Origin of the sequence: Pseudoxanthomonas sp., from assembly GCF_027498035.1 — a bacterium.
Lineage (GTDB): Bacteria > Pseudomonadota > Gammaproteobacteria > Xanthomonadales > Xanthomonadaceae > Pseudoxanthomonas_A.
Genome location: NZ_CP114978.1, coordinates 4,065,849 through 4,091,984 on the forward strand (window position 1 = coordinate 4,065,849; position 26,136 = coordinate 4,091,984).

The 26,136-nt window shown below is 65.7% G+C and carries 23 protein-coding genes and 2 pseudogenes; 19 read left to right on the forward strand and 6 right to left on the reverse strand.

The annotated features are described in order from the left end of the window. Window positions 1-45: 45 nt before the first annotated feature. On the reverse strand, window positions 46-2,106 hold the full coding sequence (locus O8I58_RS18020; RefSeq protein WP_298319152.1) for a 3-hydroxyacyl-CoA dehydrogenase NAD-binding domain-containing protein: 2,061 nt from the start codon (window positions 2,104-2,106) through the stop codon (window positions 46-48). Window positions 2,107-2,461: 355 nt separating this feature from the next. On the opposite strand from O8I58_RS18020, the gene rpoE reads away from it, so the two are divergent. The 9 genes from rpoE to recO all read left to right on the forward strand — a co-directional run bounded on the left by rpoE (window position 2,462) and on the right by recO (window position 11,358). Next, entirely contained in the window at window positions 2,462-3,079 is a 618-nt protein-coding gene (gene rpoE, locus O8I58_RS18025) for an RNA polymerase sigma factor RpoE (RefSeq protein ID WP_298323176.1), read from the forward strand. Continuing rightward, entirely contained in the window at window positions 3,076-3,942 is an 867-nt protein-coding gene (locus O8I58_RS18030) for a sigma-E factor negative regulatory protein (RefSeq protein ID WP_298319154.1), read from the forward strand. The genes rpoE and O8I58_RS18030 overlap by 4 nt, the downstream gene beginning before the upstream one ends. A gap of 74 nt (window positions 3,943-4,016) precedes the next feature. Then, window positions 4,017-5,597 carry a Do family serine endopeptidase gene (locus tag O8I58_RS18035; protein ID WP_298319157.1) on the forward strand — a complete coding sequence of 527 codons (1,581 nt, stop codon included), beginning with the start codon at window positions 4,017-4,019 and terminating at the stop codon, window positions 5,595-5,597. Window positions 5,598-5,741: 144 nt separating this feature from the next. Continuing rightward, complete coding sequence (gene lepA / locus O8I58_RS18040; RefSeq protein ID WP_298319160.1) at window positions 5,742-7,535, forward strand: translation elongation factor 4; 1,794 nt, start codon at window positions 5,742-5,744, stop codon at window positions 7,533-7,535. Window positions 7,536-7,625: 90 nt separating this feature from the next. Further along, window positions 7,626-8,420, forward strand: a complete 795-nt coding sequence (gene lepB / locus O8I58_RS18045) for a signal peptidase I (RefSeq protein ID WP_298319163.1) — start codon at window positions 7,626-7,628, stop codon at window positions 8,418-8,420. Window positions 8,421-8,451: 31 nt separating this feature from the next. After that, window positions 8,452-8,835, forward strand: coding sequence for a DUF4845 domain-containing protein (locus O8I58_RS18050; protein WP_298319166.1), 384 nt, complete (start codon window positions 8,452-8,454; stop codon window positions 8,833-8,835). After that, a complete protein-coding gene (gene rnc / locus O8I58_RS18055; RefSeq protein ID WP_298319168.1) occupies window positions 8,816-9,502 on the forward strand; it encodes a ribonuclease III in 687 nt (228 codons plus the stop codon). Before O8I58_RS18050 ends, rnc begins: the two co-directional genes overlap by 20 nt. Window positions 9,503-9,673: 171 nt before the next feature. Next, window positions 9,674-10,582 carry a GTPase Era gene (era, locus tag O8I58_RS18060; protein ID WP_298319171.1) on the forward strand — a complete coding sequence of 303 codons (909 nt, stop codon included), beginning with the start codon at window positions 9,674-9,676 and terminating at the stop codon, window positions 10,580-10,582. Window positions 10,583-10,614: 32 nt separating this feature from the next. After that, complete coding sequence (gene recO / locus O8I58_RS18065) at window positions 10,615-11,358, forward strand: DNA repair protein RecO (protein WP_298319174.1); 744 nt, start codon at window positions 10,615-10,617, stop codon at window positions 11,356-11,358. A 246-nt stretch (window positions 11,359-11,604) separates the two neighbouring features. Here recO and O8I58_RS18070 read toward each other — a convergent pair whose 3' ends face one another. Continuing rightward, complete coding sequence (locus O8I58_RS18070) at window positions 11,605-12,300, reverse strand: response regulator (protein WP_298319177.1); 696 nt, start codon at window positions 12,298-12,300, stop codon at window positions 11,605-11,607. A gap of 114 nt (window positions 12,301-12,414) precedes the next feature. Between O8I58_RS18070 and rlmD the strand changes: the two genes are divergently transcribed. From rlmD to O8I58_RS18120, 10 genes and pseudogenes are all read left to right on the forward strand, one after another. After that, the gene (gene rlmD, locus O8I58_RS18075) at window positions 12,415-13,755 is read left to right on the forward strand and encodes a 23S rRNA (uracil(1939)-C(5))-methyltransferase RlmD (RefSeq protein WP_298319180.1); all 1,341 of its coding nucleotides are present in this window, start codon (window positions 12,415-12,417) and stop codon (window positions 13,753-13,755) included. A gap of 90 nt (window positions 13,756-13,845) precedes the next feature. Then, complete coding sequence (locus O8I58_RS18080; protein ID WP_298319182.1) at window positions 13,846-14,364, forward strand: CYTH domain-containing protein; 519 nt, start codon at window positions 13,846-13,848, stop codon at window positions 14,362-14,364. 15 nt (window positions 14,365-14,379) lie between these two features. Further along, window positions 14,380-15,381, forward strand: coding sequence for a beta-N-acetylhexosaminidase (gene nagZ, locus O8I58_RS18085; RefSeq protein WP_298319184.1), 1,002 nt, complete (start codon window positions 14,380-14,382; stop codon window positions 15,379-15,381). Further along, window positions 15,381-15,947, forward strand: coding sequence for a hypoxanthine-guanine phosphoribosyltransferase (locus O8I58_RS18090; RefSeq protein WP_298319187.1), 567 nt, complete (start codon window positions 15,381-15,383; stop codon window positions 15,945-15,947). Before nagZ ends, O8I58_RS18090 begins: the two co-directional genes overlap by 1 nt. Then, window positions 15,944-16,690: an S-methyl-5'-thioinosine phosphorylase gene (locus tag O8I58_RS18095; RefSeq protein WP_298319189.1), complete on the forward strand. Its 747-nt coding sequence runs from the start codon at window positions 15,944-15,946 to the stop codon at window positions 16,688-16,690. Before O8I58_RS18090 ends, O8I58_RS18095 begins: the two co-directional genes overlap by 4 nt. Window positions 16,691-16,782: 92 nt before the next feature. Continuing rightward, on the forward strand, window positions 16,783-16,992 hold the full coding sequence (locus tag O8I58_RS18100; RefSeq protein ID WP_298319192.1) for a cold-shock protein: 210 nt from the start codon (window positions 16,783-16,785) through the stop codon (window positions 16,990-16,992). A gap of 20 nt (window positions 16,993-17,012) precedes the next feature. Beyond that, window positions 17,013-17,141: a hypothetical protein gene (locus tag O8I58_RS18105; protein WP_298319195.1), complete on the forward strand. Its 129-nt coding sequence runs from the start codon at window positions 17,013-17,015 to the stop codon at window positions 17,139-17,141. A 290-nt stretch (window positions 17,142-17,431) separates the two neighbouring features. Then, window positions 17,432-20,398, forward strand: coding sequence for a TonB-dependent receptor (locus O8I58_RS18110; RefSeq protein WP_298319198.1), 2,967 nt, complete (start codon window positions 17,432-17,434; stop codon window positions 20,396-20,398). Window positions 20,399-20,471: 73 nt separating this feature from the next. Continuing rightward, complete coding sequence (locus O8I58_RS18115) at window positions 20,472-22,034, forward strand: tetratricopeptide repeat-containing sulfotransferase family protein (protein ID WP_298319201.1); 1,563 nt, start codon at window positions 20,472-20,474, stop codon at window positions 22,032-22,034. A gap of 89 nt (window positions 22,035-22,123) precedes the next feature. After that, window positions 22,124-22,979 (forward strand): annotated as a pseudogene (locus tag O8I58_RS18120) (pirin family protein). Window positions 22,980-23,127: 148 nt separating this feature from the next. Here O8I58_RS18120 and O8I58_RS18125 read toward each other — a convergent pair. The 4 genes and pseudogenes from O8I58_RS18125 to O8I58_RS18140 form a co-directional block, all read right to left on the reverse strand. Then, entirely contained in the window at window positions 23,128-23,589 is a 462-nt protein-coding gene (locus O8I58_RS18125) for a hypothetical protein (protein ID WP_298319203.1), read from the reverse strand. A gap of 250 nt (window positions 23,590-23,839) precedes the next feature. Next, a pseudogene (locus O8I58_RS18130) lies at window positions 23,840-24,702 on the reverse strand (pirin family protein). 91 nt (window positions 24,703-24,793) lie between these two features. Beyond that, window positions 24,794-25,495: a deoxyribonuclease V gene (gene nfi / locus O8I58_RS18135; protein WP_298319207.1), complete on the reverse strand. Its 702-nt coding sequence runs from the start codon at window positions 25,493-25,495 to the stop codon at window positions 24,794-24,796. After that, window positions 25,492-26,055 (reverse strand): histidine phosphatase family protein, encoded by a 564-nt coding sequence (locus O8I58_RS18140; RefSeq protein WP_298319210.1) that lies wholly within the window; start codon window positions 26,053-26,055, stop codon window positions 25,492-25,494. Before O8I58_RS18140 ends, nfi begins: the two co-directional genes overlap by 4 nt. Window positions 26,056-26,136: the final 81 nt, after the last annotated feature.

Below are 26,136 nucleotides of genomic sequence, written 5' to 3' on the forward strand. Positions count from 1 at the left end.
CGAGGCGTTCGATCCGCCCTGGCGGCTACCGACATTTTACGGGGGTCAGACCACCGCTTCACGCAGTGCCGCGGCATCCCAGCCCGGGCGTGGCGCGAAGCGGTCGCCGTAGCGGCCCTGCAGGGCCTTGAGCCGTTCGACCAGCGCATCGGCACCGGTGGCGCGGATGTGCTGGATCGGGCCGCCGCGGAACGGCGCGAACCCGGTGCCGAAGATCACGCCGGCATCCAGCAGGTCGGCATCGGCCACCACTTCGTCGTGCAGGCAGGCCACGGCCTCGTTGAGCAGTGGCAGGATCAGGCGGTCTTCCAGGTCGGCCGGCGCCTGGTAGTCCTTGGGCACTTCGGGCTTCACCGCGCGACCGTTCTCCCACTTGTACAGGCCCTGGCCGTCCTTCTTGCCGCGTTTGTCCGGTTCGACCGTGGCCAACGCGGCGGGCACCTGCAAGCCCAGGAACGGTGAGAGTTCCCTGCCCACGCCGGCGGCCACGTCCAGGCCGACGGTGTCGATCAGTTCGATCGGGCCCATCGGCATGCCGAACTTGACCGCAGCCTTGTCGATCACCGCGCCGGGAATGCCTTCGGCGTAGGCATTGGCCGCTTCCAGCATGTATGGGAACAGCACCCGGTTGACCAGGAAGCCCGGCGTGCCGGCCACCGGCACCGGGAACTTGTCCAGCGCCTTGCAGAACGCGGCCAGGCGCTGGCCAGTCTCGGCCGACATGCCGTCGTGGTGGACGATTTCCACCAGCGGCATCATCGACACCGGATTGAAGTAATGCAGGCCGCCGAACTGCGCCGGCCGGGCGATGTGGTCGCGCAGCTCCACCAGCGGGATCGACGAGGTATTGGTGGTCAGCAGCGCGTCGGCTTTCAGGTTCGGCTCGATCGACTGGTAGAGCGCGCGCTTGGCCTCGGGGTTCTCGATGATGGCCTCGATCACCAGATCGGCGCTGGCGACGCCTTCGCCCGCCAGATCGGCTTTCAGGCGCGCGGCCACGGCCGGGCGCTTGCTCTCGTCCTTGACCTTCTTCTCGAACAGCGCCTGCGCGCGGGTCATGGCTGGGTCGATGAAGCGCTGTTCGCGGTCCTGCAGGGTGACCTCGAAGCCCTTGTAGGCCGACCACGCGGCGATGTCGCCGCCCATCACACCCGCGCCGACCACATGCACGTGCTTGACGCCGTGATCTTTCCCGCCCAGGCCCTTGAGCCGTTCGGTCAGGAAGAAGATACGGATCAGGTTGCGTGCGGCCGGCGTGCTGGCCAGCTTGACCACGGCGCGACGCTCGGCGTCCAGGCGCCCCTGGATCGGCTTGCCGCCGAAGCGCTCCCAAGTGTTGATCAGCGCATACGGCGCCGGGTACTGGTCCTTGCGGGCCTTGCGCGCGACCTGCTTGGCCATCTGTGGTGCGAGCAGTTTGCGCGCGGGCAGGGTGTTCGTGAGCCAGCCCAGGGCGCGCTGCTTGAACGGACGCGTGGTGCCTTTCAGTGCCAGGGCGGCGGCGGTGTCGATCAGCACGGCCTGCTCCACGACTTTGTCGACCAGGCCCATCGCGCGTGCAGCGCTGGCCGAGACGGTACGGCCCGTCAGCATCAGGTCCATCGCCGCCGGTGCGCCGATCAGGCGCGGCAGGCGTGCGCTGCCACCCCAGCCGGGGAAGATGCCCAGCTTGGTCTCCGGCAGGCCGATCCGGGTGGAGGCCTCCTTCGACGCCACGCGATAGCGGCAGGCCAGCGAGATCTCGGTGCCGCCGCCCATGCAGAAGCCGTGGATGGCCGCCACCGTGGGGCAGGGCAGTTCGGCCAGCTTCTGGAACGTGGCCTGGCCGCGGCGGATCGCGTCATTGACCGTGCCCTTGCGGTCGAAGTCCTGGAACTCCTTCAGGTCCGCGCCGGCGGCGAAGGCGGCCTTGGCAGAAGCGATCACCACGCCCTTGGGCGGGTCGACGGCCAGGCGATCGATCACATCGCCCAGTTCGATCAACACGTCCTGGGAGAAGGCGTTGACCGAGGCGTTCTCGCGGTCGAAGGACACGACGACCACGCCGTCCGGACGGGTCTCCGTGCGCCAGTGACTGAATCGGAGCCCATCGAAGCTGGCTGTCATGAAGAGGACCATCCGTTACGGTACGGGGAGGTCGTTATGATCGTGAGGTTGTTTGGCCTGCGTCAAATCCCCATCTAAGGGTGCCGCTTCACGCCCCCATCCTCGCCATGCGCTTGCCCTCGTCCCGGATCCCCGCGTCGCAGCCCTTGCCAAGACCATCGGTCCTGGCAGCGCGCAAGGCGAGGCCGGGAACGCGAAGCGGCGCCGGTCACCTGACAGGCAGTCCACGCGCGATGCGCTACTTTCTCACCCGAACCCCTATGCAGCAGGATTTTAATGCCGACGGTGAACTTTCCACCGCAGCCGCGGTCACAGGATGCGGACCATGACGGCGCCCACAGGCGTGCGGCCCGGCATGACCGACGCTGATCCACCCATCGAGCTGGATCTCGAGCTGGTCAAGCGCGTACAGCGCGGGGACAGCGCCGCATTCGACCTGCTGGTGCGCAAGTACCAGCACAGGATCCTGGCGCTGATCGGCCGCTATGTGCATGACTGGAGCGAGTGCCAGGACGTGGCGCAGGACACTTTCATGCGCGCCTACCGCGCCATCGGGAGTTTCCGTGGAGACGCGCAGTTCTATACCTGGCTGCACAGGATCGCCGTGAACACCGCCAAGAACCATCTCGTTGCCCACAACCGACGCCCGCCCACCGACGATGTCGATGCGACCGACGCCGAACAGTACGACTCAGGTGCGCGCCTGCGCGACACCGATACGCCCGAGCGCGAACTCATGCGCCAGCAACTCGAGCAGACCGTGATGAAGGCGGTCGAAGCACTGCCCGAAGAGCTGCGCATGGCGATCACCCTGCGCGAGGTCGAAGGGCTGAGTTACGACGAAATTGCTGCAAGGATGGGCTGTCCGATCGGCACGGTGCGTTCGCGCATCTTCCGTGCCCGCGATGCCATCGACGTCGAGCTGCGCCCATTGCTTGAAACCGACAGCGCCACCCGGGAGCGCGCCCGATGATCGACGACAAGTTCCAGCAGCACTACCGCCAGCAGATGTCCGCGCTGATGGATGGCGAGCTTGCACCCGACCAGGCACGTTTCCTGATGCGCCGCATGGGCGAGGACGATGCCCTGAACGACACCTGGGAGCGCTGGCAGCTGTGTGGCGACGTCTTGCGTGGCCGCGCCCAGGCACCGGCGCCGCAGGGATTTGCAGAACGCGTGGCCGCAGCCATCGCCGAGCAGTCCGTGCAGCCGGCGGCCAACCAGGAATTCCGCCGCAGCGGCAACCGCCTGCTGCGCTGGGGTGGCGGTGCGATTGCCGCGTCGGTCGCGCTGGTCGCGTTGTTCATGGCCGGGCAGCAGTCCAAGCCGGCGGCCACCGTGCAGACCACTGAGCTGGCCAGCGCTGCGGTGCCTGCCGCGTTGCAGGCACCGCCTTCCACGCCGGCGCCGGCACCGTCGTTGCCTGATGCGGGCGCTGCTCTGGCCGGGTCTGCAGTGGCCGTGGCCAGCCTGCCGCGTCGGATCGACAGCGACAGCCGTCGTGGCAGCGCCACCCGCAACCAGCAGGCCGCACGGGCGACGGCCAACGTGACCCGGCAGGCGCTGGCGGCGGTGAATGCGCCTCCGGCGCGGGCCGTTGCTGCCGAGACACCGGCCAACACGCAGGACCCGTTCTCCGGTGCGCACCTGGGGCAGGCCAGTGCCCGTCCGTGGCCGCGCGCATCGCTGCCGCAGTTCCGCGCGGGCGGCAGCTACACGGCCGGCTACACGCCGGGCGAGCAGGCACCGTATTACCCGTTCCAGCCGCGCCTGCCCGATGTGCAACCGGCCACTTCCGGATCGGCCGCTGACGCCGAGAGCCCACCGCAGCCGTGATGCCAGCGCGTGGCGCCTGGCGCGCCGCGTGCGATCCACCTCCCCTTTCCCGCGACGCAAGAGGCAAGCAGTCGATGAATCCACGTGCCCGCAATGGCCTGATTGGCCTGATTTCCCTCACCATGCCGCTGGCCGCCTGCGCCAAGCAGGACGCCGGTGGCGCCGCGGCAATTGCGCCGACCATCGCCCAGAGCAGTGCCCCGCAGATTGTCACCGGCCTGCCGGACTTCACCCGCCTGGTCGAACAGGTCGCCCCCGGCGTGGTCAACATCGATGCCACCATCGGCGGCGGCGACAGCAGTGCCGACGACGATGAGCAGGCCAGTGACAGCGATAGCGATGGCGATGACGACCAGTCGCAGTTGGACCAGTCGCAGATCCCGGAAATCTTCCGCCAGATCTTCGGTCCGGGCATGCAGATGCCGGGGCAGGGCGGCGGTCGCGGCAATGCGCGTCCGCGCGGTGAATCGATGGGTTCGGGCTTCATCATCTCGCCCGACGGCTACATCCTGACCAACAACCATGTGGTCGATGGCTCCAGCAACGTCAAGGTGAAACTGTCCGACGGTCGCTCGTTCAAGGCCAAGGTGATCGGGACCGACAAGGGCTACGACGTGGCCCTGCTGAAGATCGACGCCAAGAGCCTGCCATCGCTGCGCATGGGCGAGTCGAACAACCTCAAGGCGGGCCAGTGGGTGGTGGCGATCGGTTCGCCGTTCGGCCTGGACCACTCGGTCACCGCTGGCGTGGTCAGCGCCACCGGCCGCACCCAGGCGGGAATGGGCGGGTCGAACTACGTGCGTTTCATCCAGACCGACGTGGCCATCAACCAGGGCAATTCAGGCGGCCCGCTGCTCAATACCTCCGGTGAAGTGGTCGGCATCAACTCGCAGATCTTTTCCCAGTCGGGCGGCTACATGGGCATCAGCTTCGCGATCCCGATCGACCTGGCGATCAGTGCCGCCGACCAGCTGAAGAAGACCGGCAAGGTCAGTCGCGCCATGCTGGGCGTGGCGATGAATGCCGAGATCAGCGAAAGCATGGCCAAGAAGCTCGGCCTGCCCGATACCAATGGCGTGATGGTCACCACGGTGTCCCCGGGCAGCGGTGCCGAGAAGGCCGGGATCAAGCCGATGGACGTGATCACCGAATTCAACGGAGAGAAGGTCACTGATTATTCCGACCTGCCGTCGCGCGTGGCGCCGCTGCCGCCGGGCACCAAGGTCACCCTGACCGTGATCCGCGATGGCAAGCCGCGCAAGGTGGATGTCACCCTGACGGCGTTGGACCAGAAGGCCCTGGATGCGACCACCGGCGGCGGGCGTGACAAAGAAGACAGTGCCGACAAGGCGCCATCGGTCACGCCCAAGGTGCTCGGCTTTTCGGTCCAGGCGCTGCCCGAGGCACAGCGCCAGCGCCTGGGTCTGCCGGACGGCGGGGTGGTCATCTCCGGTGTCAACCGCGACCTGGCGGCTGACACCGGCCTGTCGCCGGGCCTGATCGTGCTGCAGGTCAACCGCAGTGCCATCGGCAGCGTCGCCGATTTCAACAAGGCCGTGGCCGGGGTCAAGAAGGGCGATGTCCTGATGTTGCTGATCCAGAGCCAGCGCGGCGTCAAGCAGTTCGTGGCCGTCACCGTCGGCGGCGAAGGCTGATCTCCGCCTGTCGCGCCGGGAAACCGCCCGGCGCACCCCGGGCCGCCCGATCCGGGCGGCCCGCATGCTGCCATGCGATAATCCTCGTTTGTCCTACGACGGCCCCGAGCCGCCGCCTCCATGCCGCCTGAATCACCCGCCTCGATGCGGAACATCCGCAATTTCTCGATCATCGCCCATGTCGACCACGGCAAGTCCACGCTGGCCGACCGCATCATCCAGCTGTGCGGTGGTCTGCAGGCCCGTGAGATGGAGGCGCAGGTGCTCGACTCGAACCCGATCGAGCGCGAGCGCGGCATCACCATCAAGGCCCAGTCCGTGTCCCTGCCGTATACGGCCAAGGACGGGCAGACCTACCAGCTGAATTTCATCGACACCCCCGGGCACGTGGACTTCTCCTACGAAGTCAGCCGCTCGCTGGCCGCCTGCGAGGGCGCGCTGCTGGTGGTTGATGCCGCCCAGGGCGTGGAAGCCCAGTCGGTGGCGAACTGCTACACCGCGGTGGAGCAGGGCCTGGAAGTGGTGCCGGTGCTGAACAAGATCGACCTGCCCACGGCCGACATCGACAAGGCCAAGGCCGAGATCGAAGCCGTCATCGGCATCGACGCCGACGACGCGGTGCCCGTCAGCGCCAAGACCGGCCTGAACGTGGACCTGGTGCTGGAGGCGATCGTCCAGCGCATTCCGCCGCCGGTGCCGCGCGATACCGACAAGCTGCAGGCGCTGATCATCGATTCCTGGTTCGACAACTACCTGGGCGTGGTCTCGCTGGTGCGCGTGATGCAGGGCGAGATCGGCCCGAAGAGCAAGCTCCTGGTGATGTCCACCGGCCGCACCCACGAGGTCGACAAGGTCGGCGTGTTCACCCCCAAGCGCAAGGAGCTGCCGAAGCTGCGCGCGGGCGAAGTGGGCTGGATCACCGCCTCGATCAAGGATGTGCATGGCGCGCCGGTCGGCGACACCCTGACCCTGGCCAGCGATCCGGCAGCCAAGCCGCTGCCGGGCTTCCAGGAAATGCAGCCGCGCGTGTTCTCCGGCCTGTTCCCGGTCAATGCCGAGGACTACCCGGCACTGCGCGAGGCGCTGGACAAGCTGCGCCTGAATGACGCGGCGCTGCGGTTCGAGCCGGAAAGCTCCGAGGCGATGGGCTTCGGCTTCCGCTGCGGCTTCCTCGGCATGCTGCACATGGAGATCGTGCAGGAGCGCCTGGAGCGCGAATACGACCTGGACCTGATCGGCACCGCGCCGACCGTGGTCTACGAAGTGCTCAAGACCGACGGCAGCATCCTGTCGCTGGATAACCCATCCAAACTGCCGCAGTCCAACCTGATCCAGGAAGTGCGCGAGCCCATCATCCGCGCCAACATCCTCACGCCCGAGGCCTACATCGGCGCGATCATCAAGCTGTGCGAGGAAAAGCGCGGCGTGCAGATCAGCATCCAGTACCTGGCCAGCCAGGTGCAGATCAGCTATGAACTGCCGATGGCCGAGGTGGTGCTGGATTTCTTCGACAAGCTCAAGTCGGTCAGCCGTGGCTACGCGTCGCTGGATTACGCGTTCCTGCGCTTCCAGGAAGGCCCGTTCGTGCGCCTGGATACGCTGATCAATGGCGACAAGGTCGATGCGCTCAGCCTGATCGTGCACCGCAGCCACGCCGATCGTCGTGGCCGCGAACTGACCGAGAAGATGCGCGAACTGATCCCGCGGCAGATGTTCGACGTGGCCATCCAGGCTGCGGTCGGCGCGCAGATCATCGCCCGGTCCACGGTCAAGGCGATGCGCAAGAACGTGCTGGCCAAGTGCTATGGCGGCGACATCAGCCGCAAGAAGAAACTTCTGGAAAAGCAGAAGGAAGGCAAGAAGCGCATGAAGCAGGTCGGCCGCGTGGAGATTCCGCAGGAAGCTTTCCTGGCCGTGTTGCAGGTCGACAGCAAGTAAGGGACGCGACTGGCCTGCGCTGCGCGCGGAAGGCCGGGTTCGCATGTGTGATCGCCGGGGAGTCCCGGTTCTCCAGTTCTAGGAAAAACGATGGTCTGGTTCGAAACAATCCTGGTGGTGCTCACCCTGCTGACCGGCGTGATCTGGCTGGCCGACAAGCTGTTCCTGGCCAAGCGCCGCGCTGCCAGGTCTGGCCTGCTGGACGAAGAGCCGGTCCTGGTCGATTACTCCAAGGCGTTCTTCCCGGTGCTGGCCATCGTGCTGATCCTGCGCAGCTTCGTCGCCGAGCCGTACAAGATCCCGTCGGCCTCGATGATGCCCAACCTGCTGATCGGCGATTTCATCCTGGTCAACAAGTTCTCCTACGGCCTGCGCCTGCCGATCACCAACACCAAGTTCCTGCCGATCGGCGAGCCCAAGCGCGGCGACGTGGTGGTGTTCAAGCCGCCGATGGATCCGGAAAACAACTGGGTCAAGCGCATCGTCGGCCTGCCGGGCGACACCATCAGCTTCACCGGCAACACGCTGTCGGTGAATGGCACCGAGGTGCAGTACAAGCCGCTGGGCAGCTATACCGGCCGGGGCCTGCCGCCTGGCAGTGACCGGGTCACCCTGTTGCAGGAAGACCTGCCGGGCCACACCCACACCTTGTACGAGGATCTGGGGCGCTACACCGGCGAAGGTACCTGGACGGTGCCGGCTGGCCACTATTTCGTGATGGGCGACAATCGTGATAATAGCGAGGACGGCCGCCTGTGGACGGATACGCACTTCCTGCCCGAGGAGAATCTCAGGGGCAAGGCGTTCCTGATCTGGCTCAATTGCGAAGGCTGGTTCTGCAAGAACGGGTTCGATCCGTCCCGCATCGGGCATGGCATCGAGTGATCTGGTTGTTCTAATGGGGATGGGGAAGGTCATGAAGCGCAACCAAAGTGGCATCACGCTGATCGGGTTCCTGATCACGTTGGCGGTGGTCGGTTTTGCCGCGTACATCGGCATGAAGCTGTTCCCGATGTACGAGGAGTACTACTCGCTGAAGATGGCGGCCAAGGGCCTGGCCGACGAGCCGGGTTCGGCCAACATGGATCCCGCCAAGCTGCAGGACCTGCTGTTCCGCCGGCTGGACATCAACTATTCCGACAGCGTCAAACCGGCTGACGTGAAGTTCAAGCGCATCGATGCGGGCTGGAACATGCATGTCCAGTACGAGGTGCGCAAGCCGCTGGTCGGCAACCTGGATGTGGTCGGCAAGTTCGAGGTGTCCCAGGACATCACCCGGAGTGGTGGTGGCGAAGGCTGAGCCCGCCGCCGGCAGTGACCGGATCGGCCACCGTTTCGCTGATCCGCAGCTGCTGGCACAGGCGCTGACCCATCGCAGCGCCGGCACGCCGCACAACGAGCGACTGGAATTCCTCGGCGACGGCATCGTCAACCTGCTGATCGCCGAGGTGCTGTTCCAGCGCTGGCCCAAGGCCGACGAAGGCGCGCTGACCCGCGCCCGGGCCGAACTTGTACGCGAAGCTTCGCTGGCCACGCTCGCGCGCGAACTCGAACTGGGCGCGCGCCTGACCATGGGTCCTGGCGAAATGAAGTCCGGCGGCCATCGTCGCGATTCGATCCTGGCCGACGCTCTGGAAGCGGTCGTGGCAGCCATCTATCTGGATGCCGGTTTCGAGGCCTGCCGCGACCGGGTCCTGCCCTGGTTCGAAGCCTCGCTGGCAGCGCTGCCGGTCGGCAAGCCGGAAAAAGATCCCAAGACCCGGCTCCAGGAATGGCTGCAGGGTAAGCAGAAGCCGCTGCCGGTCTACGAACTGGTTTCCGAAACGGGCGAGGAACACGCCCGGCATTTCCAGGTGCGCTGCGTCACCAGCGAGCCGTCGCTCTCCGCAGAAGGCGAGGGCAATTCGCGCAGGGTCGCCGAACAGGCGGCCGCGGCCGGTGTCATCAGCCAGTTGCCACGCAAATAGACCTGCCCCCCGATGCCGATCGCGCGCCCTGTAGAGCGGAGCTTGCTCCGCTGGGGGCATTCCCGGCAAAGCTCCAGCCGAGTCCCCAAAAGGGGATCGCCACAAGCTCGGCTCTACAGGGAAGATCACGATCATTCGCACTCATTCCCCGTACGCTCTAAGCTTCCTGCCATGAATACCCCAGCATCCCACCGCAGCGGCAGCGTTGCGGTCATCGGCCGTCCCAACGTCGGCAAATCCACCCTGACCAATGCGCTGGTCGGGGCCAAGGTGTCCATCACCTCCAGTCGCCCGCAGACTACGCGGCACCGGCTGCTGGGCATCGCGACCTTCCCGGAGGGGCAGATCGTGTTGGTCGATACACCCGGCCTGCACAAGCAGCAGGGCAAGTATTCGGCCTCGGCGATGAGCCGGGTGATGAATCGTGCCGCGCGCGGTGCGCTGGAAGGCGTCGATGCCGGCCTGCTGGTGATCGAAGCCGGCCGCTGGGACGAGACCGACACCCTGGCCTACAACGTCCTCAGCGATACCGGCATCCCGGTGGTGCTGGTGATCAACAAGGTCGACCGGCTCAAGGAAAAATCCGAGCTGCTGCCGTTCCTGGCCCAGATCACCGAAGGCCGCATCTTCGCTGCCGTGCATCCGATCTCGGCATTGAAGAAGAACGGCCTGGAGGCTCTGGTGCGTGACGTGCTGTCGCACCTGCCCGAGGCGCCGGCGATGTTTGGCGAGGACGAAATCACCGACCGCAGCGAACGTTTCCTGGCCGGTGAGCTGATCCGCGAGCAGCTGATGCGCCAGCTCGGCGCCGAGCTTCCATACGCCACGACCACCGAGATCGAAAGCTTCACCGTGGACGGCAACATGCTGCGCATCGGAGCGGTGATCTGGGTCGAGCGCGAAACCCAGAAGGCCATCGTCATCGGCAAGGGCGGCGCCCGCCTGAAGGACATCGGTACCAAGGCGCGCCAGCAGATGGAGCACCTGTTCGACCGCAAGGTGTTCCTGGAAACCTGGGTCCGCGTGCGCGAAGGCTGGTCGGATGACGAAACGGCGCTGAAGGCGTTCGGTTACGAGTGACGTCGTCGGGAGCGCCGAGTTCCGAGCCCCCCATGCAACTCGATGACGTCACTGCCTTCGTCCTGCACACCCGCCCTTGGCGCGAGACCAGCCTGCTGGTGGAAGTGCTGACCGACCAGCATGGTCGGGTCGGGCTGATCGCGCGCGGCGTGCAGGGGCCGAAGCGGCATGTGCTGCGGGCCGCGCTGCAGCCGCTGCAGCACATCCGCCTGAGCGCGCAGCTGCGCGGCGAGCTGGGGCGGCTGGTGTCGGCCGAAGCGCTGGATGCGGCGCCGCGGCTGGAAGGCGAGGCGATGCTCTCGGCTTTCTACGTCAACGAGCTGATGCTGCGGCTGGTGCCGCGCCAGGACCCGCAGCCGGACCTGTTCGTGGCGTATGCGAAAGTGCGCGCGCGGCTGGCGCATGGCGCGGCGCTGGGCTGGACGTTGCGCCGGTTCGAACGCGACCTGCTGGATTCGCTGGGATTCGGCGTCGGCCTGGACATCGATGGCGATGGCGAGCCGATTGATCCAGCGGCGCGCTACCGGCTGGACCCCGAACACGGCGCGCGTCGCTTGCTCAGCGAGCGCGCTGGCGAGCGCCAGTCCGCACCGACCGGGCAGGCGTTGCTGGCACTGGCGAACGACACGCTGCCCGAGCCATCGGATCTTGCCGACCTGCGCCGCGCCATGCGCCAACTGCTCTCGCATCATCTCGGCCCGCGTGGACTGAAGTCCTGGGAAATGTTGGCTGCGCTGCCGCGCGCTCCACGCTTGCCGGACCCGGATGCTGCCTAGCGGGATTGCGCGGGATTGGGATGGATGGACTCGCTCGATGCCTGTAGAGCCGAGCTTGCTCGGCTGAAGCTCCGCCGGGAAGGCCTCAGCCGAGCAAGCTCGGCTCTACAGACGAGCGAGGGCCGCCTGCAAAACGTCTCGCGAGCCCTGGATGCGCCGGGTTTACCCGGGGCTGTGTGCTGAACCGCACGGCCACAGGGGGCGATGTGGCTTTATCGGTCAAGTTCTCGAGCCGATGGCCCGCTCCTACGCGCGGGTCTGCTGCCAGGCGGCCTGGAACGCGGGTTCACCAGAAAGATCGGGCAGGCCGGCGTCCAGGGTCTGGGCTGCGGCCTGCAGCCGTGCGGCACCGACGAAACCGGTGCTCGCGCGCAAGCGATGCAGCTGCTGGTGTGCGGTAGCCCAGTCGCCGCTGGCCAGGGCCGTGATGATGGCCGCAGCCTGCACGTCGAGCTCCTGCAGGAACAGGTCGCGCAGCGTCTGCAGGTGCGTGGCGTTGCCGCCCAGGGCGGCCAGTGCGCTGGCGTCGTCCCAGACCGGCAGGTCATCGCTGCCTGCCTGCACCGCGGCGGTGGGTCGCGGTGCGCGGGATTCCAGTACGCCCAGCGCGGCCTGGCGCAGCGCGGCGGCGGCGACCGGTTTGACCACCACCGCGGCGAAGCCTGCTTCACACAACGTGGCGTGCAGGGCTGGCGAATGATCGGCGGTGTGGGCCAGCGCGGGCAGGCCAGGCTGGCGCGTGCGCAGGCGTTGCAGCAGGTCTTCGCCGCGGCCGTCGGGCAGGTTGGCGTCCACCAGGCACAGGTCGAAGGTCTGCGCCAAACCCAGGGCTTCGGCCTGGCTGCGCGCGGTCTGGACCGTGGCGGGCAGGGCTTCCAGCGCCACGCGCATGAATTCGGCGGTGGTCGGGTCGTCCTCGACCAGCAGGATGCGGGGTGTCATGACCTCATTCCTCCGTGAAAGGGTGCCTGTCGGCGCGCGCTGGAACCGCGCCGGCTGCCGCGCCCGGCGCATCTGCGACAATACGCGATTCCCTGCACGCAGCCAGACCGCCACGTGGCCCGTTCCCCGCGCATCGACAAGACCCCTTTTGAACTCAACGTCCACGACCTGAGCCATGACGGCCGGGGCGTGGCCCGCCGCCCGCCGCTGGTGGAGGGCGAATCCGGCAAGGCCGTGTTCGTCCGTGGCGCCCTGCCGGGCGAGCGCGTGCTGGTCGAACAGACCGCCAGGAGCCGCCATTTCGATGAAGCCCGCACGCTGGAAGTGCTGGAGGCCTCGCCGGACCGGGTGACCCCGCGCTGCCCGCATTTCGGCACCTGCGGTGGCTGCGTGCTGCAGCACCTGGACGAAACCAAGCAGATCGCCGCCAAGCAGCACACGCTGATGGAAAACCTGGAGCGCATCGGCCACGTCAAACCCGAATCGGTGCTGGCGCCGCTGTGCGAAGGCAGCTGGGGTTATCGCCGCAAGGGCCGCTTCTCCGTGCGTCGCGTCGAGAAGAAGGGCAAGACCCTGGTCGGTTTCCGCGAGCAGGATCCGCGCTTCGTCGCCGAGCTGCGCGAATGCCACACGGTGATCCCGGAGATCGGCTTCAAGATCGACGTGCTGGCACAGTTGGTCGACAGCCTGGACGGCCGCGCCGACATCCCGCAGATCGAGTTCATCGCCGGCGACGACGCCATCGCGTTCGTGTTCCGCCACATGAATCCGTTGACGCCCGGCGATATCGAGAAGCTCACTGCGTTCGCACAGGCCGAGAACTTCGCCATCTTCCTGCAGCCCGGTGGCAACCACACCGTGCATCCGCTGTGGCCGGCGGAAGTGCCGCTGTCGTTCCGGTTGGCGCCGTGGGATGTTGAGCTGACGTTCCGGCCACTGGACTTCATCCAGGTCAACGCCAAGCTCAACGAGACGATGATCGCCCACACCTTCAAGCTGCTGGACCTGCAGCCGGGCGAGCGGGTGCTGGACCTGTTCTGCGGGCTGGGCAACTTCACCCTGCCGATGGCGCGACTGGTGGGCGAAGTGGTGGGCGTGGAAGGCGAGGCCGGCCTGGTTGCGCGCGCGCAGGAAAACGCAGTGCGCAACGGGCTGGCCAACGCGCAGTTCTTCGCCGCCGACCTGACCCAGGACCAACGCAACGCGCCTTGGATGAAGCAGGGCTTCGACAAGCTGCTGCTGGACCCGCCGCGCTCGGGCGCGATCGACGTGCTCAAGCAGCTACCGCTGAAGAACTTCAACCGCATCGTCTACGTCAGCTGCCACCCGGGCTCGCTGGCGCGCGACGCCGGCTATCTGGTCAACGAGTGTGGCTTCCGGCTGGTCAGTGCCGGGGTGATGGACATGTTCCCGCACACCGCGCACGTGGAATCGATTGCGTTGTTCGAGCGCTGAAATCTGCTGCTTGGCTAGCGCTCCGGTAACGGGTGCTGGTCTAGGCTATCGGCCCGGCGTTGCCGGGCCTTTCTTCATCTGGTGTCGCACATGGGTCTGGAAATCGAACGCAAATTCCTGCTGGCCAACGAGGCCTGGCGCGCAGCGGCGCACCGGGCCATCCCGATGGCGCAGGGCTACCTCAACGATCTGTCCGTGGTGGCCGGCGGGGCGCAGAAGGCCTCGGTGCGGGTGCGGATCGAAGGTGACACCGCCGCGCTGAACCTGAAATCCCGCGAGACCGGCCACACCCGCCAGGAATTCGAATACCCGATCCCTGTGGCTGATGCACAGGCCCTGCTCAAGCTGTGCGTGGGTGGGCTGGTCGAAAAGACCCGCCACCTGGTCACCGTCGGCGAACATCTGTGGGAAATCGACGAATTCGCCGGTGAAAACGCCGGGCTGGTGGTGGCCGAGATCGAGCTGGGCCACGCCGACGAGGCCTTCGAGCGCCCGGCCTGGCTGGGCCGGCAGGTGACCGACAGCCTGCGCTATTACAATCTCGCCCTGGCCGATCGTCCGTACTCGCAGTGGAGCGAGGACGAACGCCGCGCCGCAGACGTCGCCTAAGAGGATTGCTTTGACATGCTTGTGATCGGCATCGCCGGCACCAAACTGGCCGCCAACGAACGCCACTGGCTGCAGCACGATGCCGTGGCCGGGGTGATCCTGTTCGCACGCAATTTCGCATCGCGCCAGCAGGTGACCCAGCTGGCTGCTTCGATCCGCGAAGCCGCGCCGCGCCCGCTGCTGGTCTGCGTGGACCAGGAAGGCGGCCGCGTGCAGCGCTTCCGCGATGGCTACGCCGCATTGCCGCCGCTGGAAACCTTCGGCGCCCAGTACGCCACCGATCCGAAAGGTGCGCTGGAGCAGGCCCATGACCACGCCTGGCTGATGGCCAGCGAAGTGCGCGCCAGCGGCGTGGACCTGAGTTTCGCGCCGGTGGTGGACCTGGGCCGTGGCAACAAGGCGATCGGCAACCGCGCCTTCCATGCCGATCCGCAGGTCGTGGCCGCGTTCACCCGCGCCTATGTGCGCGGCATGCACGACGCCGACATGGCCGCCACGCTCAAGCACTTCCCCGGGCACGGCACGGTGCTGGAAGACACGCATTTCGACGATGCAACCGATCCGCGTCCGCTGGCCACGTTGCAGGCCGAAGACCTGGTGCCGTTTGCCGCGGGCATCGATGCCGGCGCCGACGCCGTGATGCTGGCGCACGTGGTGTATCCGGCCGTGGCGCCGGAGCCGGCGGGCTATTCGCCGCGCTGGATCAACCTGCTGCGCCAGGACATGGGATTCCGTGGCGTGGTGTTCTCCGACGACATCTCCATGGCGGCCGCCCATTCGGCCGGCGGCGTCGCCCAGCGCGTGGCATTGCACCTGGATGCCGGTTGCGATGTCGTGCTGGCCTGTCACCCTGAAGTCGTCGAGGACGCCCTGCGCGCCGTCGAAGGCCGCAGTCTCAATACCGCCGCGCTGATCGGACTGATCGGCCGCGGCCCACGCGCGTGGGAAGGCCTGCTGGCCGACACGCGTTACGAACCGGCGCTCGCGCGCCTGCCATCCTCCAAGGGAACCGCCTGATGTCTGATACCGCCCCCACCATCCGCCAGGCCCTGGCCAACGCCGACCTGCTGGTGGACCGTCCCACGCTGGATGCCGCCATCGCCGCCATGGCTGACGCTATCGCCGCCGACTACGCCGGCGAAGTGCCGATGTTCCTGACCATCATGCATGGTGGCCTGCAGTTCGCCGGCCAGCTGTCGCTCGAGCTGGGCGCGCGCAACCAGGACCTGCAGTTCGATTACCTGCACGCCACCCGCTACCGCGGCGAGACCGAAGGCGGCGAGCTGGTCTGGAAGCATCGCCCCGCCACCGCGCTGTACGGCCGCCGCGTGCTGCTGGTGGACGACATCCTGGACGAAGGCCACACCCTGATGAACGTGCGTGCCTGGTGCCTGGAGCAGGGCGCGACCGACGTGCGCATCGCCGCGATGACGGTCAAGCAGCATGATCGCTGCGTGCAGGGCATCAAGGCCGACTACGTGGGCGTGACCGTGCCGGACCGCTACGTGTTCGGCTTCGGCATGGACGTGCACGAGTTGCTGCGCAACCTGCCTGCGATCTACGCCATGAAGGAGGACGCGTGAGCCAGCACATCGACCTGGCGATCATCGGCGGCACCGGCGTCTACAAGCTGGCCACGCTGGATGACGTTGACACCCGCCATGTCGAGACGCCCTACGGTGCGCCGTCCGGCCCGGTCCGGGTCGGCACCGTGCTGGGCAAGCGCGTGGCCTTTCTGGCCCGGCATGGCGAAGGCCATTCGCTGCCGCCGCACAAGGTGAACTACCGCGCCAACCTGGCCGCGCTGAAGAGCCTGGGCGCGACCCGCGTGCTGGCGCTGAACACCGTCGGTGGCATCACCGAGCGCTTCGGCCCGCGCGTGCTGGCCTGCCCGGACCAGCTGATCGACTACACCTGGGGACGGATCTCGACCCTGTGCGAGGAGGGCGGCGACGTCCTGCACGTGGACTTCGGCGACCCGTACACGCCAATGCTGCGCCACAAGATCCTGGCCGCCGCGCGCGTCACCGGGGTCAAGGTGGTCGATGGTGGCTGCTATGGCGCCACCCAGGGCCCGCGCCTGGAAACCAAGGCTGAAATCGCCCGCCTGCGCCGCGACGGCTGCGACCTGGTCGGCATGACCGGCATGCCCGAAGCTGGGCTGGCACGCGAGTTGGGGCTGGACTATGCCTGCCTGGCGATCATCGCCAACTGGGCGGCCGGCTGCGGCACCGGCGAGGAGATCACCATGGCCGAAGTGCTGGCCAATGTGGACGCTGCATCGGCCGGCATGGCCGAGCTGGTGGGGGAATTGGCACGCGGGTGATTGTCAACGCGCCCGGGTCTTTGCATACTCGGCCTGGTACGGCTACCCAGCCGTGCCACCACCACCGATCCATTCTGGGGAAACAAAGAGCTATGCCGTACGGTACCGTCAAGTGGTTCAACGATGCGAAGGGCTTCGGATTCATCGCGCCGGAAGATGGCAGCGCCGATGTCTTTGCACATCACACCGCCATCAACGCCAAGGGCTTCCGCACCCTGCTGGAAGGCCAGCGCGTCAGCTATGAAGTGACACAGGGCCCGAAGGGCGCCCAGGCATCGAACATCGCGCCGGTCACTGAATAACTAAAGTCACAAAGATTTCCTTGAACCCCGCTTCGGCGGGGTTTTTTGTTGGTGGGGTGGTGAAGATCGCGCTTCAGGCCCGCGTCCTGATGGCGATGACGGTCGTCGATTGGCTGCTGCGCCTGTGTATGCAGGTTGCCGGAGCATAAAGCCGTTGTGCCGGCGCGGGATCGGAGACGCCATTAGCGACCCGGATTCAAGGTGTCGAATGTTGATCATTTTTGTCATGTGTCAGCGCATGTCGTTGAGCGCCAGCGACATTGGATCGCTAATTTCCCGTTAAGCCTGTGGTGGGAAAGCGTTAAGCCACCGGCGACATCACTGTGTGCCCGGGTGCAACGCCCGGAGTGCAATCAACGATCTTGGGGATACGCGATCAATGAAGAAGAAAGACAACATCCGTCGGAAGATGCTCTGCAAAGCAGTCATTTCGGTTCTGTTGAGTGGCTCCGTGGTACCTGTCACGCTGTATGCGCAGTCGACCACGGGCTCGGTCTATGGTTCGGTGACGGCTGCGCAGGGTGACAACATTCTGATCCAGGGTGCTGGCGTCAATCGCGTGGTTTCCATTGATGCCAGCGGCCGCTACAGCATGGGTTCGCTGCCGGTTGGTACGTACAAGCTGACCCTGCGCAAGGGTGACCAGATCGTTAGTACCCGATCGGATGTGGAGCTGCGCGTCAATACCGGTACCGAGGTGAGCTTTGGCGATGCGGCAGAGCTGGGAACCGTGACCGTCCACGGCACGCGTTCGGCGGCGCTGGATATGAGCAGCGTAAGTAGTAGCTCGGTGGTCACCGCGAGGGAGTTGGCGATTCTGCCGGTCGGTCGCAGTGCCGAAGCGATCGCCCTGCTGGCACCGGGCGCAATCCAGTCTGCAGGTGTGTTCACTGGTCCCACGGGTACCTCGCTGGTCTCCCTGGGTGGTGCGTCCGTCACCGAGAATGCTTACTACATCAATGGGTTGAATACGACTGATCCCATCAGCGGTTTCGGTGGTATTACCCTGCCGTATGGCGCCATCGACCAGCAGGAAGTCCTGACCGGCGGCTACGGTGCCCAATACGGCCGCGCCGACGGTGGCGTGATCAGCCAGGTCGGTAAACGCGGTACAGACGAGTGGCACTACGGCTTCAGTGCCGAATGGACGCCGGCTTCCCTGCGCAGCGATCAGACCGATATCTATTACCCGAACAATGGCCGCACCACCGATGGCAAGATCTATCAGCGCCGTTCGGGAAGCAGCAATTATCAGACTCGCTACAGCGCCTATGCGGGTGGTCCGCTGATCGCAGATCGCTTGTACTTCTTTGGCGCCATCGAAGGCGCACGGCAGGCAGGCAACAGCGTCGCTTCGACCAGTTACGGATACAACACCGAATACGCCTACACGGATCCGAAGGCTTATGTGAAGCTCGATTGGCACATCAACGACAACAATCTTCTTGAGTTCACTGGCATCAAGAACAAGCATCAGTACAGCGGTATCCAGTACGATTATGATTCCACGACCGGGACGACGGGGGATTTCCTGGCCTACGACACACACACCAAGGTCAACGCGACCGACTGGGTGTCAAAGTGGACCAGCTACCTGACTGATGATTTGACCTTTACTGCTCAGTACGGTCGCCAGCGTGTCAACTATGCGTCGGTGACACCGGGCCTGGATAACTCGCTGACCTACGTCTCGAACATTACCAATCAGAATCTTGCACTGACCCCGGACGGTGAGTACGTCAGTTCGGCACAGACCTCCGCGTACGCCGACAACACCAGCAAGGTGGCGGGCGTCAAGGATCTGCGCCTTGAGTTGAACTGGAAGCTTGGCAACCACGACATCACCGTCGGTATCGACAACCACGACACCTACGACTACAACGATGGCGATACCTACAGTGGCAGCGGCTACATCTGGTCGTATGGCTACGACACGTCAGGTGCCTATCTGGTGGGTGATGACAGCAGCTCGACGGTATGGGTGGATCCGGTACCGGCAAGCGCCAATGGCTATTACGTAAGCAAGGTCACCTACAGCACCAGTGCCTCGGTCGAGGTGAGGCAGCGCGCGCAGTACATCCAGGACAATTGGCAGTTCACCGACAACCTGCTGCTGAGCCTGGGCCTGCGCAATGACCAGTTCACTAACTACAACAGCGACGGGCAGGCATATGTCCGCCTGACCACGCCACAGTGGGCGCCGCGCCTGGGCTTCAGCTGGGACGTCAAGGGTGACCAGTCCATGCGCATCTACGGTAATGCCGGTCGCTACTACCTGGCCATGCCCACCAGTGTTGCGTTGCGCGGCGCGTCTGGCTCGCTGTACACCACCGAATACTTCACCTACACGGGCATTGACTCCAACGGCATTCCGACTGGTCTGACGGCTATCGATTCAAGTACGGGTGGTGCGGTTTCGGCCAACAATGAGTACGGTCAGGCCCCGGATGCGGCGACGGTGGCTGCTTCCAGCCTGGAAGCGCAATACCAGGACGAGTACATGTTGGGCTTTGGCAGCAAGCTGGGTGACACCAGCTGGGTCTATGGTGCCAAGGCCACCTATCGCCAGCTGAAGAACGCGATCGAAGACACCTGCGACATGACCACCCTGAGTGCGGTGGCCACCGAGAAGCTGGGCTATGACGTCGACCTGGCCGCGGACGGCTACGGTTGCCTGCTGTTCAACCCGGGCAAGACCAACACTTTCCGCGTCGCCAACAGTTCGGGTGGTTACGACAGTTTCACCGTGACCAGCGACGAATTGGGCATGGGCAAGGCCAAGCGCAACTACAAGGCGCTGGAGTTGTTCCTTGAGCGTCCGTTCGACGGCAAGTGGTATGCCAAGGTCGACTATGTGTGGTCCAAGTTGCAGGGCAACACCGAGGGTCAGGTCAACAGCAACACCGGGCAGGACGACGTCAGCATGACGGTCGATTTTGACTACGCACGCCTGATGGAGTACTCCAATGGTTATCTGGCGAATGATCGTCGTCACACCCTGAAGGCATACGGTTCCTACCAGCTGACCGACGAGTGGTTGCTGGGTGCAAACCTGACCGTGGCATCTGGTACTCCCAAGACCTGCCTGGGTTATTACGGTACCGACCAGAGTGCGGCCGAATACGGTACGTACTATCACTGGTGCGCCGGCAAGCCTTCACCGACGGGTAGCGCGGGTCGCTTCCCGTGGTCGGAGATCCTGAGCCTGAGTGCGGAGTATCGTCCGGAGTGGGGCAAGAAGCGCTTGGCGTTCACTGGGATGGTCTATAACGTGCTCGACCAGCAGCGTGTGACTCGCTGGTACCCCTACTACGGGACCAGCAGTTCGGTCAATGCCAGCTACGGGAGGACGATGGCGACCACCGCCCCGCGTTATTTCCGTTTTGGCGTGCAGTACGACTTCTAAGCGATCAGGAAGTCCGGTTGTGTAGTCTGGATGGCCGCCTTTGGGCGGCCATCCTTTTGATGGAGGTGTGGTATTGGGCGTCACGACATTTCTTCAACAGGCTCAGGCTGCGGTGACGCGCCAGGATTGGGGGCACGCGCGGCAGCTTTATCAGGCCGCCATGGCGCTGCAGCCGGATGAGCCCGGACTGCTGTTGCAGTACTCGCAGATGGAGTCCCGGGCGGGTCGTTACACGTCGGCGCGCGACAGCACGCTGAAGGCTGCGCTTTCCCCCGGGGGCGATCCGGGGCTGGCTTTGGCAGTGGCGTCCCGATTGCGCATGTTCAATGAAGGGCCAGCGCTGTTGATCTACCTGCAGCGCTTCTTGCCTGTGCAGCGCATGCCGTTGCCCTTGTTGCTAGGCTTCGCGGCACAGTTGAGCTATCTGAACTTGCAGGAGCGCGCCCTGGAGTTGCTGGACGAAGCATGGCGCGCGGACCCTGATTACCCTCCCACGCTGGTATCGCGGGCCCAGGTCCTGATTTATCTGGGGCGTTTCGACACGGCGCGCACGGCTCTTCAACACTGCGTGCGTCGAGCGCCGGAACTGGCTCAGGCCTGGTGGCTTCTGGCACAGATTTCCGCAAAGGAAGAGGCGTCCGCGCAAATCGGGGCGATACGCCGGGTCATGGCCAAAGGTCACTGGCAAGCGCGGGACGCGGCGTTTTTCCAGTATGCACTGCATCACCACCTGGATCGGTTGGGCGACCACGAGGCCGCCTGGTCGGCCCTTCAGGGTGCCTGCATGGCCATGCGGGCGCAGGTCGCATATGACCCGGCGCAGACGCACGATCTGTTCCGTGCACTCATGGCTCGTTCTCCACGGACGACACCTGGTGCGGCGGATACCAGGCGGACTCCCATCTTTATCGTCGGACTGCACCGGTCGGGCACGACGCTGCTGGAACAGTTGCTGGATGGCCATGATGGCGTTCGGGGCATTGGCGAGCTTTACGACTTCACCAGCCAATTGCGTCTGGCAACTGATCACCACTGTCGTGGGGTCCTGGATACGCGCGTGATCCAGCTCAGCCAGGAAGCCGACCTTGGCGCGGTGGGCCATGGCTATCTCCAAGGGTTGGCATGGAGGTTGGGTGACGCGCGCCATTTCACCGACAAGTTGCCGTCGAATTTGCTCAATGTCGGATTGATTTGCGAGGCGCTGCCGCAGGCGAAGATCCTGCGCATGGTGAGAGACCCGGTGGAAACATGTTTTTCCAATCTGCGCGAGGTGTTTTCCGATACGAACCCATGGTCGTACGACCCCTTGGAAATGGCCAATTACCATCGCTGGTCGGACACACTGGCGATGCACTGGAAACTGGCTTATCCGGGACGTGTGCTGGATGTCGACTACGCCGCATTGACCCGGAGTCCTGAGCGCGTACTAAGGGAGGTCGTCGCATTTTGTGGGCTGGATTACCAGGCCGGCATGCTGGACATCGGACGGCGCACCCGGGCGGTGGCGACTGCAAGCGCGGTGCAGGCCAGGCAGGGTGTCAGGTCTTTGGAAGTGCCCAAATGGGCACCGTACCAGCACCATTTGGCTCCCATGATCGAGATCCTGCAGCGGGAAATGCCTGGAATGGCGCTGTGACATTCTCCTGGAACGGATAGTTGCGACCGGCGGCGCTTTTGGTGCCGCCAGCGTGGTGCCATGTTGTACGCAGTTAACGGAGTCATCCCATGAATACCCAAGCCAGTTCCGCACGCATCCTGCGTACCGTGCGTGGCCAGCCGACCTCTGATGGGGCTGGCGTCAAGCTCACCCGTGTCATCGGCACCCAGCAGTTGCCTGACCTGGACCCGTTCCTGATGCTGGACGAGTTCGGCACCGACAAGGCCGAGGACTACCTGGCCGGTTTCCCGGAGCATCCACATCGCGGGTTCGAGACGGTGACCTACATGCTGGACGGGCGCATGCGCCATCGCGACAACCACGGCAACGAAGGTCTGCTCACGCCGGGCAGCGTGCAGTGGATGACCGCCGGCCGCGGCCTGGTCCATTCGGAGATGCCCGAGCAGGAGTCCGGCCGCATGCGCGGGTTCCAGCTGTGGGTGAACCTGCCGGCCAAGGACAAGATGACCGACCCGAAGTACCAGGAATTCGCACCCGACAGCATCCCCGTGGCAACCCCTGCGCCGGGCGTGCAGGTCAAGGTGATCGCCGGTGCGGTAGGCGAAGTGCTCGGCCCCATCGTGCAGCCGGCGACCGATCCGGTGTACCTGGACATCACCCTGGATGCTGGAGCCAGCTGGGAATACGCGCTGCCGGAAGGGCACAACGTGTTCGCCTACGCCTACGAAGGTGCGGTCACGGTGGGCGAGGGCGACGCTGCGCGCGCGCTGGAAACGCAGACCCTGGCGGTGCTGGGCGGTGGCGAGCAATTGCAGCTGCGTGCCGGGCCAGGCGGGCACGCGCATGATCCTGGTGGCGGGCCGTCCGCTGCGTGAGCCGGTGGCGCGCTATGGGCCGTTCGTGATGAACACCAAGCAGGAGCTGATGCAGGCGTTCACCGATTTCCAGGAAGGTCGCTTCTAGGGGCATCGTTAGGGCTGCATCGGACGAGAAAGGCCGCCCATGGGCGGCCTTCAGGTTCTTCCATGTCCGGGTGCGCGCCACTTCATGTCGGGGACTGACCGGTAGCGCCGAGCAGCCGGGCAAGCGCAGCGTACAGACAGCAGGTGCCTCAATCTGTGCTGTGGTTGTCGGCGACCGGGCGGTCGCCGTCGAACTGCAGGTTCCTGGCGATGGACATCGCCGCTTCCAGCACGTCGTCCGAAGGTGCGTCGATCCAGATCTGCGCGTAGCGGTCGTCATCCAGTTCGACCACCGCCATGCGGGTCTTGGCATCCGGGCGATTGGCAATCGACGAGCGATACCAGCGGACCTTGTGGCCGTCGATCTTGCCTTTCTCCTCGCGCGCGCCGCTGGGCTTGTCTGGCTCCTTGCTGGTCAACATGACGCCGAAGGCCTGCACGCCCTGCGGGTCGAAGGCCTTGCAGATCACCAGGCTCGACGAGCCGCTCTGCTCCCACTGCAGGTTGGTGCCGGTCGGCAGGATGGGGCAACCGCTGGCGGTCTGGGCCAGGCTGAGGGGTGTGGCCAGTGACAGCAACAGGCCAGCGACGGCAACAAGGCAGGCTTTCATCGAACGATTCCCCAATCGTGCAGCGCCGGCCAACCGGCGGTGCGGAATGATGTGTGGACGCAACGGCCGGGAGCGCCTGCTTTCCCCGAATCCCCTGCAGGCGCTGATGCGTCACTCCGGCCGACGCGTGGTGCTGGGCGGCGCATCGCGACGTGCGGACACGTCACGGTTACCCCGCGCCGCACCATAAGGCATGACACAGCAGGGTGACAAATCCGGGACAGTCCAGCCTTGTGGACTGTGCGCTGGTTCAATGTTCCGGCAGGGGGATGAATTCCGGGTCGCCTTCGATCTTGCCGAAGCGGCCTTCCAGCCAATCCTGCTTGGCCTGTTCCAGGCGCTCCTTCGAACTGGACACGAAGTTCCACCACAGATGGCGCGGGCCATCCAGTGGTTCGCCGCCCAGCAGCATCGCCTTGAGCGGCGTCTTGGCGCGCAGCACCGGCCGGGTGCCGCGGTCCAGCACGATCAAGTGGCGGTTGGGGATGTCGACGCCATCCAGCTGGGCCTCGCCTTCCAGGATGTAGAGCGCACGCTCCACGGCGCGATCGTCGATGGCCAGCTCGGCCTCGGGCAGCAGATCTAGGGCGACGTTGAAGGTGTCGGCGAACACGCGCACCGGTGACTCATGGTTCCAGGCACGGCCGGCGATCACGCGCAGGGTCGCGCCGCCCTGCTGCCAGTGCGGCAGGGTGTCGGCGGCGTGGTGGTGGAACTCCGGCGCGATCTCTTCATCCGGCTTGGGCAATGCGCCACCCAGGTCTGCATGCCGTGCAGCGGCGCGTGGTCCACGCGTTCCAGCGCCGGCGTGCGTTCGGAGTGGGCGATGCCGCGGCCGGCGGTCATCCAGTTCACATCGCCGGGGCGGATCACGGTGTCCGAGCCCAGCGTGTCGCGATGGCCGATGGCGCCAGCCCACAGGAAGGTCACCGTCGCCAGGCCGATGTGCGGGTGCGGGCGCACGTCGATGCCCTTGCCGGCATCGAACTCGGCCGGACCCATGTGGTCGACGAAGACGAACGGCCCGACGCTGCGCGCCTGGATGCTGGGGACGGCGCGGCGGACCTGGAACCCGCCCAGGTCATGGACGCGGGGAGCGATCACGGTGGTCATGGCGAAGATCCTGCTGTGACGAAGGCGCGCAGGATCGCATGGGGGCGGCGCGTGGTCGTACGCGCCCGGCACAACGGATTGTTGCAATCGCTCAGCACGGGAGCGGGTCGCCACGCTGGGGCATCGGCCCGCGCCGCGACGCCAGCCGGTCGGCCAGGCGCGTGGGCTCGGGCAGGCGATAGCCGCGCAGCAGCGCCATGACGATGCCGACGGCATGGTCCATCGACACGCGGTGGCCCGGTGACACGACCAGCGGATTGCAGCGCAGCTTGCTGCGCAGCATCCAGGCGATCTGCTCGCCCTGATGGATCAGCGGCGTGCGCGCGCCGACTTCAGGACCCGGTGGCGCGAAGCGGCCGCACAGGACCTTCTTGGCTACGCCGATCGTTGGCAGGCCCGTGACCACGCCGAAGTGCGCGGCGATGCCCAGCCGACGCGGATGGGCAATGCCCTGGCCATCGACCACCACCAGCTCAGGCGTCGCCGGCAGGCGTTCCAGCGCCAGCAGCAGTGCTGGCAGCTCGCGGAAGCTCAGCAAACCGGGGACATACGGCATCGTGGTCGGGGTGCGCTCGACCACCGAATCCAGCAGCTGCAGCGTCGCGCCATCCAGCAGGACGGCGGCCGCACGCGTGGTGGCGCCGTCGTCTTCGAAACCGACATCGAAGCCGGCGATGGTGCGCGGCGACGCGGAAACTTCATCGACCAGGCTGACCTGTGCGGCCAGTTGGCTCTGCAGGGCGCGTGCGCCTGCGATGCTGCCATCCCAGTCGCCGAACGCGACCGGGTTCATGGCAGCTGCCCGCCGTAACGCCCATCGTCTGCATGCGGACTGCCGGCCGCCACGCGATCGACGCGGATCAGCCGGTCCGTTTCGTCGGCGCGCAACGGTCGAACCCGGCAGTCGCACAGCGTGTCGGCCAGCGGTGCGATGGAGGCTGGCTCGCCGACCACCAGCACGGTGCCGGTGTCGAAACGCTGCAGCCATTGCCGTGCGGTCTCGTCCAGCGGGCCACGCGAGAAATAGCGCTGCGGTGTCAGCCCGGGTCTGGCTTCCAATGTGGGAAGCACGGTGTCCTGGGTGGCGCGGAACTCGTCGACGTAGACCGCGGCCAGGTCACGACCGGCCAGCATTGCGTTAAGTGCCTGCGCACGCTGCTGGCCAGCGCTGGACAGTGGCGGGTCGTCGAGCAGGTCATCCATGGTGTCGGCGTGCGGCACCAGGATGAAGGTCAGGGTCGCCGACTGTTTGGCCGGGGCTTCGGGCGGCAGCGACGCGCAGGCGCCCAGCAGCAGGCAGGACACTGCGACCAGCAGCCTGCAGATTCCATTGCGCGTGCGCTGGAGGGTCATCGTCGTCTCAGGGTCTGCTCACGATCTTCTCGTCGAGTTTTGTAGCGCCGAGCTTGCTCGGCTGGGGACTTCCCCGGTAAA